This window comes from Aromatoleum bremense (assembly GCF_017894365.1).
Classification (GTDB): domain Bacteria; phylum Pseudomonadota; class Gammaproteobacteria; order Burkholderiales; family Rhodocyclaceae; genus Aromatoleum; species Aromatoleum bremense.
Map to the genome: position 1 here is coordinate 3,924,392 of NZ_CP059467.1, position 12,017 is coordinate 3,936,408.

13 protein-coding genes are annotated in these 12,017 nt (G+C 66.8%); 6 read left to right on the forward strand and 7 right to left on the reverse strand.

What is annotated here, in order from left to right; genetic code table 11:
• Positions 1-17: 17 nt before the first annotated feature.
• The 7 genes from pbN1_RS18555 to pbN1_RS18585 are packed head-to-tail and all read right to left on the reverse strand — an operon-like array spanning position 18 to position 6,460.
• Complete coding sequence (locus tag pbN1_RS18555) at positions 18-1,487, reverse strand: ATP-binding protein (RefSeq protein ID WP_169202328.1); 1,470 nt, start codon at positions 1,485-1,487, stop codon at positions 18-20.
• Complete coding sequence (locus pbN1_RS18560; protein WP_169202329.1) at positions 1,487-2,146, reverse strand: response regulator; 660 nt, start codon at positions 2,144-2,146, stop codon at positions 1,487-1,489. The genes pbN1_RS18555 and pbN1_RS18560 overlap by 1 nt, the downstream gene beginning before the upstream one ends.
• A gap of 44 nt (positions 2,147-2,190) precedes the next feature.
• Complete coding sequence (locus pbN1_RS18565; protein WP_169202330.1) at positions 2,191-2,841, reverse strand: tetratricopeptide repeat protein; 651 nt, start codon at positions 2,839-2,841, stop codon at positions 2,191-2,193.
• A 15-nt stretch (positions 2,842-2,856) separates the two neighbouring features.
• Complete coding sequence (locus pbN1_RS18570) at positions 2,857-3,648, reverse strand: SDR family oxidoreductase (protein ID WP_169118352.1); 792 nt, start codon at positions 3,646-3,648, stop codon at positions 2,857-2,859.
• A 10-nt stretch (positions 3,649-3,658) separates the two neighbouring features.
• Positions 3,659-4,312 (reverse strand): iron-containing redox enzyme family protein, encoded by a 654-nt coding sequence (locus pbN1_RS18575; protein WP_169118351.1) that lies wholly within the window; start codon positions 4,310-4,312, stop codon positions 3,659-3,661.
• Between the two features lie 11 nt (positions 4,313-4,323).
• Entirely contained in the window at positions 4,324-5,802 is a 1,479-nt protein-coding gene (locus pbN1_RS18580) for an AMP-binding protein (protein ID WP_244857022.1), read from the reverse strand.
• Positions 5,768-6,460, reverse strand: coding sequence for a thermostable hemolysin (locus pbN1_RS18585; RefSeq protein WP_169202331.1), 693 nt, complete (start codon positions 6,458-6,460; stop codon positions 5,768-5,770). Before pbN1_RS18585 ends, pbN1_RS18580 begins: the two co-directional genes overlap by 35 nt.
• A gap of 167 nt (positions 6,461-6,627) precedes the next feature.
• Here pbN1_RS18585 and pbN1_RS18590 point away from each other — a divergent pair, with 167 nt between their 5' ends.
• The 6 genes from pbN1_RS18590 to pbN1_RS18615 all read left to right on the forward strand — a co-directional run bounded on the left by pbN1_RS18590 (position 6,628) and on the right by pbN1_RS18615 (position 11,985).
• Entirely contained in the window at positions 6,628-7,236 is a 609-nt protein-coding gene (locus pbN1_RS18590; RefSeq protein ID WP_169202332.1) for a TetR/AcrR family transcriptional regulator, read from the forward strand.
• Positions 7,233-8,384 (forward strand): efflux RND transporter periplasmic adaptor subunit, encoded by a 1,152-nt coding sequence (locus pbN1_RS18595; protein ID WP_169202333.1) that lies wholly within the window; start codon positions 7,233-7,235, stop codon positions 8,382-8,384. Before pbN1_RS18590 ends, pbN1_RS18595 begins: the two co-directional genes overlap by 4 nt.
• The gene (locus pbN1_RS18600) at positions 8,381-9,583 is read left to right on the forward strand and encodes an ABC transporter permease (RefSeq protein ID WP_169202334.1); all 1,203 of its coding nucleotides are present in this window, start codon (positions 8,381-8,383) and stop codon (positions 9,581-9,583) included. The genes pbN1_RS18595 and pbN1_RS18600 overlap by 4 nt, the downstream gene beginning before the upstream one ends.
• A gap of 1 nt (position 9,584) precedes the next feature.
• Entirely contained in the window at positions 9,585-10,295 is a 711-nt protein-coding gene (locus pbN1_RS18605) for an ABC transporter ATP-binding protein (protein WP_169202335.1), read from the forward strand.
• A 155-nt stretch (positions 10,296-10,450) separates the two neighbouring features.
• Entirely contained in the window at positions 10,451-10,774 is a 324-nt protein-coding gene (locus tag pbN1_RS18610; RefSeq protein WP_169202336.1) for a metal-sulfur cluster assembly factor, read from the forward strand.
• 125 nt (positions 10,775-10,899) lie between these two features.
• A complete protein-coding gene (locus pbN1_RS18615; RefSeq protein ID WP_169202368.1) occupies positions 10,900-11,985 on the forward strand; it encodes a hypothetical protein in 1,086 nt (361 codons plus the stop codon).
• Positions 11,986-12,017 lie beyond the last annotated feature (32 nt).

Here is a 12,017-nt window from a genome sequence, read left to right on the forward strand (position 1 = left end):
GGCAATATCGATCGGCTTCATTCTAAGCCTGAGCGGTCGCGGTGGCGGTGGCGGTGGCGGGGCAGGTCGACCTGGACGTCGAGGCCGCCGAGCTCCGCATCGCCCAGCGTGATCGTGCCGCCGTGCAGTTCGACGACGCGCTGCACGATCGACAGGCCGAGGCCGGCGCCGGTGCCGGCGCCGGTGTCGCCGCGCAGGAAACGCTCGAAGAGTCTCGCTTTCATCGCGTCGGGCACGCCCGGGCCGCTGTCCTGCACGTGCAGCGTCAGGCTTTGCGGGGCTGCCTGCAGGGTCACGCGCAGGTGGCCGTGCTCGGGGGTGTACTGGATCGCGTTGCCGACGAGGTTCTGCAGCAGCACGGCGAAGCTCGTGCGGTCGGCTTGGATGCGGTAATCGCCCGTTTCGTCGGCGACGAAGGTCAGCTCCTGCCCGCGTTCGAGCGCCAGCGGGATGATTTCCGCCAGTTCGTTGCGGATGAAGACGTGCAGGTCGAGCGTCTCCACGCCCAGCTCGACCGCGTCGGGTTCCAGGCGCGCCAGCGTCAGAAGTTGCGCGACCAGGCGGGTGGAGCGATCGACGCCGCGCACGAGCTGGCGCAAGGATTTGGCGCGGTCGGCCGGATCGGGGGCGTCGAGCGCGTTCTGCGCGTGAATGCGCAGCACCGCCAGCGGCGTGCGCAGTTCGTGCGCGGCGTCGGCGAGGAAGCGTTTCTCCCGTTCGAGCAGCGAATTCAGCTGTTGCAGCAGCCGGTTCAACGCGGCGACCATCGGCTCGAGTTCCTGCGGCAGCCGGCCGATGACGAGCGGGGCGAGATGGTCCGGGTTGCGGGCCTTGATCAGCGCCGCCATCTGCTTGAGCGGGCGCAGGCTCCAGCCGATCGCGACCCACATCAGGACGGCGAGCAGCGGCAGCCCGATCACGTCCGGCAGCAGGCTGCGCAACGCGATCTTGCCGACCAGCTCGCCGCGCACATCCTCGCGCTCACCGACGACGATCCATGACGCATCGCGCACATCCTGCAACACGAACACGCGCCAGCGATGAGCGTCGATCGGCACGTTGTGGTAGCCGACGAGCCGGCTCGGCGCCACCTTGGGCGGCGCGACTTGCGGCGGCAGCTCGGCGGCGAGCGTGGAGACGAGACGGGCGAACAGGTCGGCCGGCGCGCTGGCCGACTGCAGCACGATGCCGGCCCTGTCGTCCAGCACCTGAAACGCCAGCTTGCTTTCGTACGGATGGCCGGGTCGCTTCGCCTCCCGTGCGCTGGAAGCCTGGTTCAGCGTATGTTGCAGGGATTCGCGTGCGGACGGCGTCATGTCGCGGTCGACCATGCCTTCGAGCAACCGTGCGGTCTGAGCCAGCTGGGCGTCGAACAGCTCCTCGATCTCGTGTTGCGCGTCGGAATAGCTTTTCCACGAGATCGCCGCCATCGATGTCGCGAGCAGCCCCAGCACGAGGACCAGCGTGCGTGTGCGGATGGAGCCCATCAGGCCTTGTCGACGAGATAGCCGACGCCGCGCACGGTGCGGATCAGTTCCGGGAAGAATTTCTTCCGCAGGTGATGGATATGGACTTCAAGCGCGTTGCTCTCGGCTTCCTCGCCCCAGCCGTAGAGCACCTGCTGCAGCTTGTCGCGCGTCAGCACGCGGCCGGGTTGCGCGATCAGTTCGTGGAGCAGGATGAATTCCTTGCGCTGCAGGCTTACTGTCTGTCCGTTCCACGTTACAGACTGGCTGGCGGGGTCGAGCGTGATGCCGCGATATTCGAGCGCCGACTGCGGACGATTGAAGCTGCGCCGCAGCAGCGCCCGCAGCCTGGCCTTGAGCTCGGCGACGTCGAAAGGCTTGACGAGATAGTCGTCCGCGCCGGCATCGAGCCCGGCGATGCGGTCGGCGATGGTGTCGCGCGCAGTCAGCACCAGCACCGGGGTCGGATTCTCGGCGGTCCGCAGCTGGCGCAGCACTTCGAGCCCGTCGAGCCGGGGTAGGCCGAGATCGAGCACTGCCAGCCCGAAACTCTCATGGGTCAGGGCGTGCAGCGCGCTGCTGCCGTCCCGCACCCAGTCGACCGTGTAGCCCTCGGGCTTTAGCGAGGTGAGGATCCCCTCGCCAAGGCTCGCATCGTCTTCCACCAACAGAATCCGCATCGAGCGTTTTTCCCTTCGTGTCCTGTTCGTATCGTCGTGCCGAATCAGTGAAGTTCGGCCTCGACCTTGCTCAGCAGCGCGCGGATCTCGGCACGGCGTCCTTCGTCGGCCAGCTTCCTCCCCGGGCGATCCGGGGCCGCTTGGGCGCGTACCAGCGCTTCCCGGGCCTGAGCATAACGCTTCTGGCGAAACAGGTAATCCCCGTAGAAATAATTCGGGTCGATGCCGTTCGGGTTGAGCTCGAGCGCTTTTTGCAGCAGCGCTTCGGCCTGTTTCTTGTCGCCGAAACCGATCGGCCAGCCGGGGACCTGGTAGTACAGCGAACCGAGGCTGGTGTAGGCTGACCCGTTGAGCGCCTGCGGATCGATCGCGACGGCGGCCTCGAGGCTCGACCGGGCCTGCTTGACCAGGCTCAGCGCACCGAGCCCGCCTTTGGCGCCAGCCCAGGTGCTCAGGATGATGCCGCGCCAGATCAGCAACTCGGCCGCGTTCGGCTCCGCTTTCACCGCCTGGCCCGCCGCCTCGCCGAGCTTCTCGAAGGCGGCTTCGCGCTCGTCCTGCGGCAGCCGGTAGTTGATTTCGGCCCAGCGCGACTGCAGCTCGACGAGGTGCTGGCGGGCTTCGTCGCTGAGGGCGAAGGCTGGCAGACTGCACAGGCAGGCGAGGGCCAGGACGAGATTGCGCAGGATTTGCATTGGTGTTTTCTCCATTCAGGTTCGTGTGCGGGCAAAACGCTTGATGACGGGCAGCTGCTTGCGCAGCGCCTGGTCAACCTGTCGCGGCAGCAGGTTGTTCAGGCGCACGAAGAGCTTTTCCGGCCAGCCGAGAAAAAGCTCTTCGCGTTCGTCGCGCAGCGCCTTCACGACGGCCGCGGCGACGACCGACGCGTCGTCCATCGTGACGCCGAGTTCCGCGTTCATCGCGACGATCTCGGTACTGTTCATCGGCGTGCGCGTGGCGCGCGGTGCGATATACAGCACCTTGACGCGGGTGTCGGCGAGTTCGCGGCGCAAGGCTTCGGAGAATCCGCGCAGCGCAAACTTGCTCGCGCAGTACACGCTGAAACCGGGATAACCGATCGAGCCGAAAGTCGAGCCGAGGTTGAGCACGAGCGACTTTTCGCGCTGGCACAGCTCCCGCAGCAGGCGGTGCGTGAGTTGCAGCGTGCTGGTGACGTTGAGTCCGATCAGCTCGGCGATCGCATCCTCGTCGTGGTGTTCGAGCAGGCTGAAGCGGTTCGTCCCGGCGGCGTTGATGAGGCAGTTCATGCCGCCGAAGCGCCGCACGGCGGCCTGCACCGTGTCGCGTCCGGCAGCGGTGTGAATGTCGGCCTGGACGACCTCGACCTGGCCGGGAAAGCGCCGGGACAACGCGTCGAGCGGCTCCGGGCGGCGCCCGGCCACGAGCAGGTGGGCACCCCGGCGGCACAATTCGTCCGCTACGGCCTGCCCGATCCCGCCGCTAGCACCGGTGATCAGGACCCGGCAATCTTCGATCTTCATCGCTGTCTCCTCACGCCGCCGCAGGCAGGCTGCGGAAAATGTCGCCGTACAGGCGATAGACGACGCGCGCCGTGTGCACCACGGCTGCCTTGTCAGCCGCGTCGTCGAGGCGATTCATCAGGTTCTTGAACAGCTCGATGTGTTCCAGGTCCAGGCTGCCGTGCGAGTTGAGGTAGCTGAAGGCCTGCGGCGGCAGGCCGAGCCGGTCCTGGATGATGCCGGCGGCGCGGGTCGCGAGCGTGACGCTGGTGCCTTCGAGGACATTCACCATGCCGAAGAAGCTCACCGGGTTGTCGCGGGCGATGCGGTCGTAAACGTAGGCGACCATCAGTTCGGTGGGCAGGCTCGGTGTCGCGCGGCGCACTGCGTCGGCGTCGCCGCCGCACGCGCGGATGTCATCTAGGATCCACTTTTCATGGCCGTTTTCCTCCTCGATGTATTCGGCGACCGCCGAGCGCAGCCATTCGAGCCGCTCCGGCAGACGGGCGCCGCACGCCATCAGCAAGGGCACCGTGTGCTTGACGTGGTGGTAGGCCTGGCCGAGAAAGGCGACGTAGCTTTCCAGCTTCACGTCGCCGCTCATCGCCTGCCGGATGATCGGCGCGCTCAACAGGTGGTCGCGCTCGCTGGCGGTCTGTTCGAGCAGGGATTCGTAGAACGACATCAAGTGTCTCCTCAGAGGGTTGCGGCGGCGATGCGCCGGTCGATGGCTCCCCGGTAGCGTTCAAGCAGCGCGGAGCGCCGCAGCCGGCCGTTCGGGGTCGCGAGGCCGTTGGCCGCGCTGAAGGGTTCGTCGGCTCGCAGCCAATGGTGCACGCGGGCGTAATCTGGCAGTTCGCGGTTTACCGCCGTCACCGCGGCAGCCAGCGTGTCGTCGGAAAACCCGGGCCCGCGCGGCACAAGCACCGCGACGTTGGCGGGCAGGGCTTCGCCGTGCAGCCACGCCTGCGCGATCGGCAGCTGCTGCACGAGCTCGGCTTCGACCCACTCCGGATTCACGTTGCGCCCGTAGGCGGTGACGAACTGGTGCTTGCTGCGCCCGTGCAGCACGAGAAAGCCGTCTTCGAAATGGCCGAGGTCGCCGCTGTCGAGCCAGTCGTCCGCGGCTCCGGCTTCACCGAGGTAGCCGAGCATGCGCGCGCCGCGAACCAGCACTTCGCCGCCGGGGCCGATGCGCACGTCGGCGTGCGGCAGCGGCCGGCCGACCGTGCCGATGCGCCGCTGCTCCGGGGTATTGAGGCAGACCACCGAGGCGCATTCGGACAAGCCGTAGCCTTCGAACACCGGCAGGCCGAGCGCGTCGGCGCGCTGCAGCAGCCCGGGCGAGACGCGCCCGCCGCCGACTGCGATGAAGCGCAGCGACGCCGGCAGCGCCGCGCCCCGCTCAGCCGCGGCGACGAGCACCAGCAACAGCTGCGGCAACAGGATCAGGCTGTTCGGCTGGCTGCGCTGCAGCGCGGCGAGAAAACGCTTGACATCGAACCCGGTGGCACCGGAGAGGCCGATGTCGCCCATCGGCATCAGGTCGACCGCCGCGCCCGAAAGCAGCGGTGTGTACAGGCCGGCAATGTTTTCCAGCAGCGTCGCGAGCGGCAGCACGCACAGGTGGCGCTCGATTGCGCACGAGCGGCTTGCCTGCCACAGGCTGCATGCGACCGCCATCTGTGCCCCGGCGCCGAGGCAGACGCCTTTGGGCTGTCCGGTGCTGCCGGACGTGTAGGTGATCTTCACGGTGCCGGCGGGCAGCGCGGGCGGATGGTCGACGTGGCGTTGCGCAATCTGCCCTTCGGTCGCGCCGAAACCGGCGGGGTCGAAGGCGGTGCTGTCGTCGAGGATCAGCGTGTCGACGCCCGCGCTGTCGAGCACGTGCGCCTGCTGCGCGGCCGAGAAGAAACCCGGCAGCGGCACGCATACGAGCCCCGCCTGCAGCGCGGCGAGATCCCAAAGGGCCCAGTCGACGCCGTTGTCGAGCGCGATCGCGACGCGGCGGCAACCGGCGCTGCGCAGGCGCTCGGCGCGCAGCGCGACTTCGTGCAGCGTCTCGCGATAGCTCAGGCGACGGTCGCCCTGTTGCAGCGCGGGCCGCTCGCCCTGCGCCCGCATCGCCGCGAACAGCATTTCAGGCGACGGCGGCATCGTGAGTTCCCGTGTCATGGAGAATCCTCTGGTGGCCGAGGCGGTGATAGACGCCCTTGCTCGTCAGGCGCTCGTGGCCGGTGCGAAGGTCGCCGGCCATCAACTTCGGGTGAGTCGCGTAGTAGCTGCCCCAGTCGGCGACTTCGTCACCCATGCGCAGCGGATCGGCATCACCCAGCGACAGCGGCGTCAGGTGGAGGCGACGGACGCTGTTCAGCACCTCGGCCGTGCCGGTGAACACCACCCAGTCGAAACCGTGCGCGACCAGCAAATCGGCGAGGGCGACGATCAGCAGCCGGGCGCGCCCCGTGCCGCGGGCGGCGAGGTTGCCGACTTCGACGATGCGTTCGCGCGCCGGACGAAGGCCCGACAGGCGGGCGATCTCGGTCTCGACCGGACGATCGAGATAACGCTCGAGGAACAGCGTGTCATCGGCCGCGCTGCGCACGCCCACAACCCCGTGCAGCTGTCCGGCGTCATCCTCGAGCTGGAGCAGGGTGGGCATGAAGTGACGCACCCGGGCGCCATAACGAGCGGCGAAACGTTCGCGGATGAACGCTTGCGCGGCGGTGCAGGGACCTTCCGGCTCCCGTCCGTCGACGGCGCGCAAAGTCAGCGACGGATCGCGGCCGATTCGCGCTATCGCCTTGTAACAGCAGCCGTTTCGAGGGTTCATTTGGGCATCGCAGTCGAAGATTTGAGGCTCATTGTTGCGGCTCTGTCTTAAGCGAGCCTTAAGCGGACACCGTGCGGCGCGCCGGCAACAGTTCATCCACGTCACTCTTGCATATTCCGTCCTGCAGGATTAAGTTAGTAAGCAGTTACTTACTTAAAGGGGCGCACGTGAGCACCCATGTAAAGCATCTTCCTGCGGATGAACGGCGGGCCGGGACGGTCGAAGCCGTGGTCGAGCTGGCGGGGTCGCAAAACCCCAGCGACATCACGACTTCGGCGATTGCCAAACACATGAACCTGACGCAGGGCGCATTGTTTCGGCATTTTCCGACGAAGGACGCGATCTGGCAGGCGGTCATGGAATGGGTCGCCGAACGTCTCCTGGCGCGAATTGACCGGGCCGCACAGGGGACCGAATCGCCGCTGGCGGCAATGCAGGCGATGTTCATGGCGCACGTCGAATTCGTGGCCGAGCATCCAGGCGTCCCGCGGATGATGTTCGGCGAGCTTCAGCGCGCAGAATCGACGCCGGCCAGACGCATGGTGCAGACCTTGATCCAGCGTTACGGTGAGCGTCTGCACCGGCTCATCGAGAACGGCAAGGCCTGCGGAGAGCTGTCCGCGACGCTCGACAGCGAGGCCGCGGCCACGCTGTTCATCGGCACGATCCAGGGACTCGTCATGCAGTCGCTGCTGGCCGGCGACGTGGCGCGTATCCGCCGGGAAGCGCCGAGAGTGTTCGCGATCTACCGGCGCGGAATCGGGGCTGCGCAATGAAACGCCTGCCTCTCCAGGGCCGTACCGTCGCCCTCGTGGCGGTGATCTTTCCGCTGCTCGCGCTGTTCATCTACGTCGCGCTGCGCTCCGGCCCGTTGGCGCCGGTGTCCGTGACGATCGCAAGCGTCGAGACCCGGCCGATCACGCCGGCGCTGTTCGGCATCGGCACCGTGCAGACGCGTTACACGTACAGGATCGGCCCCACTTTTGCCGGACGGGTGAAGCGGCTGGATGTCCACGTCGGCGACCGCGTGAAGGCGGGCCAGGTGCTCGGCGAGATGGACCCGGTGGACCTCGATCAGCGTATCCGGGCGCAGGGGGCGGCGCTCAAGCGCGCCGAGGCGGCGCTGCGCGAAGCGGCGGCGCGTCAGACTTTCGCCCGCAGCCAGGCACGCCGCTATGAGCAGCTCTTCGCCGTGCGCTCGATCAGCGAGGAACTCGCGACGACGAAACACCAGGAACTGCAGATCGCCGACGCGGCGTTGTCCGGCGCCCAGGAAGAGCTGATCCGGACCCGTTCCGACGGCGAAGCCCTGGTCGCGCAGCGGAACAATCTGCGCCTGGTCGCGCCGGTCGACGGCCTCGTCGCGGTTCGCGACGTCGACCCCGGTACGACGATCGTTGCAGGGCAGTCGGTCGTCGAAGTGATCGCGCCCGAAAGCCTGTGGATCAACGCCCGTTTCGACCAGATCAGCGCGTCTGGGCTGGCCGCCGGACTTCCCGCGCGTATCGTGCTGCGCTCCCACAACGGGCAGACGTTGACCGGCCGTGTGCTGAGGGTCGAGCCGATGGCTGACGCGGTGACCGAGGAGACCCTCGCGAAAGTCGCGTTCGATTCGCGGCCGGAGCCGTTGCCACCGATCGGCGAGCTCGCCGAGGTGACGATCGTGCTGCCGACGCTCCCCGCCGCGCCGGTGATCCCGAACGCAGCGGTGCGCCGCGAAGCGGGGCAGGTCGGCGTGTGGAAGATCGTCGATGGCGATGCACGCTTCACGCCAGTGAAGCTCGGTGCCGGCGACCTCGATGGCCATGTGCAGGCGCTCGAAGGAGTCAAGCACGGCGAGCAGGTCGTCGTGTACAGCGAAAAGGCGCTTACCGCGCGCAGCCGGATCGATGTCGTCGACCACATTCCCGGAGTGTCGCGATGATCAGCCTGGCCGGCCGCGACATCCTCCATGCGTGGGGAAAATTCGTTTTTACCGGCATCGGCCTGGGATTGCTGATCGGCGTGACGCTGACCATGGCCGGCGTGTACCGCGGCATGGTCGACGACGGCTGGGCGCTGCTCGACAACAGCGGTGCCGACCTGTGGGTCGTGCAAAAGGACACGCTGGGCCCTTACGCGGAGTCGTCCAGCGTCAATGACGATGTGTACCGCAGCCTCCTTGCGATGCCCGGAATCGCGCAGGCGGTCAACGTCACGTATCTGACGATGCAGGTCCGCAGGGGGGACAGCGACGTACGGGCGATGGTGGTCGGCATCGCGCCCGGCGAGCCGGGAACTCCCGGCTGGCCGCCTTATCTCGTCGCCGGCCGGCAGATCACGCGCGGGCACTACGAGGCGGTCGCCGATATCGCGACCGGTTTCAGGGTCGGTGACCGCCTCACGATCCGCCGCAATCATTACGTCGTGGTGGGGCTGACCCGGCGCATGGTGTCGTCGAGCGGCGACCCGATGGTGTTCATTCCGCTCAAGGACGCACAGGAAGCGCAGTTCCTCAAGGACAACGACGCGATCTGGCAAAGCCGTCGGCGCACCGGCGCGAACCCGGCCTTCAACCGTCCCGGCGTGCCGGACCTGCTGGACGCGGTGATCGCCTCGCAAAGCACCAACGCTTTCGTCAATGCAGTCCTCGTGACCATCGAGCCTGGCCATGCACCGGACGAGGTCGCCCGGTCGGTGGGTCGCTGGAAGCGCCTGACGGCCTATACCCGGCTGCAGATGGAAGACATCCTCGTCGGCAAGCTGATCGCGACCTCCGCGCGGCAGATCGGCATGTTCCTCGTCATCCTCGCCGTCGTCAGCGCCGCCATCGTCGCGTTCATCATCTACACGCTGACGATGGACAAGATCCGCGAGATCGCAGTGCTGAAGCTCATCGGCACGCGCAACCGCACGATTGCCGCGATGATCATGCAGCAGGCGCTTGCGCTGGGTCTGATCGGATTCATCGTCGGCAAGATCACTGCGACGTTCGCGGCACCGCTGTTTCCCAAATACGTGCTGCTCGACCCGTACGACTCGATCGCAGGCTTTTTCGCCGTGCTCGCGATCTGCGTGCTCGCGAGCGTCATCGCGATCCGCATGGCGCTCAGGGTCGATCCGGCCGAAGCGATCGGAGGTTGACGTGAGCAGCAAGGGGATCCGTATCGAAGGCCTGAAAAAGCGTTACGGCGGGGGCGACACTGCCGTCGATGCGCTGAAGGACGTGGCGATGGACGTGGCGCCGGGAGAGGTCGTGGGTCTCATCGGTCCGTCGGGCTCCGGCAAAAGCACGCTGCTGAAGTGCCTCGGCGCGGTGATCGATCCCACTGCCGGCCGCATGACGCTGGGCGATGAAGTGATTTACGACGACGGCTGGAAAGTGCGCGACCTGCGCGCGCTGCGGCGCGACAGGATCGGCTTCGTGTTCCAGGCGCCTTACCTGATCCCGTTTCTCGATGTCACCGACAACGTGGCGCTGCTGCCGATGCTGGCCGGCGTGCCGAACGCCGAGGCCCGCGCGCAGGCGCTCGAACTGCTCACGGCGCTGGATGTGCAGCACCGTGCGCGCGCGATGCCGGCACAGCTTTCCGGCGGCGAGCAGCAGCGGGTCGCCATCGCCCGCGGACTGGTCAACCGCCCGCCGGTGATCTTGGCCGACGAGCCGACGGCACCGCTCGACAGCGAGCGCGCGATGGCCGTCATCCGCATCCTCAACGACATGGCGCGCAAGTTCGAGACGGCCGTCATCGTTGTCACCCACGACGAAAAAATCATCCCCACGTTCAAGCGCATCTATCACATCCGCGACGGCGTGACCCATGAGGAAGCGGGTGAGGGCAGGGGATTCGATTGAGCGAACGGCCCGCCGCCCTGCACCAGGCCATCGGCGGGTGTGCAAGCCGAGGAAGGGCTGCTGGGTTCCGTCGGCCTCCAGGAGTGGCGCGCCGGCTGGCGCCGTGCCTTGAAACATGCGCTAATGGTGCACCTTGAAATGTTGGCGTGATTACGATGACAGCTCCTGCGTCTCTTCCCGATGTCGAATCCGTGCGCGCACTGCTGCGCCGTGTCATCGACCCTGAGGTCGGGGTCAATATCGTCGATCTCGGGCTCGTCTACCGCATCGACGTGACGGCCGAAGAAGTGCTCATCGAGATGACAATGACTTCACCCGCGTGCCCGATGGGAGACATGATCATGGACGACATCGATGCCGTTCTCGATGCCGCGTTGCCGGAAAACCTGCGGGTGGTCGTAAAAATGGTGTGGGACCCGCCGTGGAATCCGGGAATGATGAATGCGGAAGCGCGCGAGCATTTCGGCTGGGAAAAGTGAGCATTTCCCGAAGGATTGTGTAGTAGAGATCTTGCAGGCGGAAGGCGAAGCGCAGGCTTGACTTCCCGGCCCGGCATGCCGGCGTGCTCCCGGCATCGCCAGAAAAAATAACCAGGTTCCCGATGATGCAGGATTTACGCCCGCCCGCGCGTCTTCCATTACTCGTGCTCGGAATGCTTTCGCTGGTCGGAGGCGTCCTGGCGGGGCTGTCGCGACTGGCGCTCGACATGCCGGTTTTTGCTGCGACCCAGGCCGGCCTGCACGGCGCGCTGATGATCGCCGCGTTCTTCGGCACGGTGATCAGCCTCGAGCGCGCGGTCGCTCTGGCAAGGATGTGGGCCTACCTCGCACCCGCTTGTGCGGGGACGGGCGGATTCGTCCTTCTCGCCGGGGCGCCCACGCTGCTTGCGCAGGGGTTTTTCGTTGCGGCTGCGCTGATACTCGTCCTCGGCAGCGTTCAGGTGATGCGGCGGCAAACAGTGCTGTTTACCGTCGTGCTGGCGGTTGGAGCGCTGTGCTGGCTGGCCGGTAATCTGGCCTGGCTGATCGAAAACAATGTTCAGGCCGCAGTGCCGTGGTGGCTCGGATTCCTGGTGCTGACGATTGCCGGCGAGCGCCTGGAGTTGACACGGTTCTTGCCCTCGCGACCTGCGGCGGCTCCGCTCTTCAGCGTCGCGGTCGCAGTCGTCCTGGGCGGCGCCGCGACGACGCTGTGGCGTGAGGAGGCCGGCCTGGCGATCTTTGCCGGCGGACTGCTTTTCCTGGCCGCGTGGTTGCTGCGCTACGACATCGCGCGTCACAACGCGCGCCAGAAGGGGCTGACACGCTTCATCGCGATCTGTCTGCTGTCGGGTTACGCGTGGCTCGCGGCGGGAGCCCTGTTGGGTCTGGGGAACGGTTTCGCGCCGGGCGCTGCGATGCGCGACGCCGCACTGCATGCGATTGCACTCGGGTTCGTGTTCGCGATGGTATTCGGCCACGCGCCGATCATTTTCCCCGCGATTGCGAGGGTAAAGCTTCCGTATCACCCGGTGTTTTACTTGCCGCTCGCGGCGCTGCACGTGTCGCTCGCGGCCCGCATCGCCGGAAGCGCTGGGGAGTGGTACGCGCTGCGGCAGCTGGGAGGGGTGCTGAACGGCCTGGCGTTGCTGCTGTTCATCGTGACGATGGTCACGAGCGTGCTGCGGGGACGAAAGCGGGGCAGGGCGTGAGGCTCCGGGTCCGCTGGAGGGAGATAAGGGGA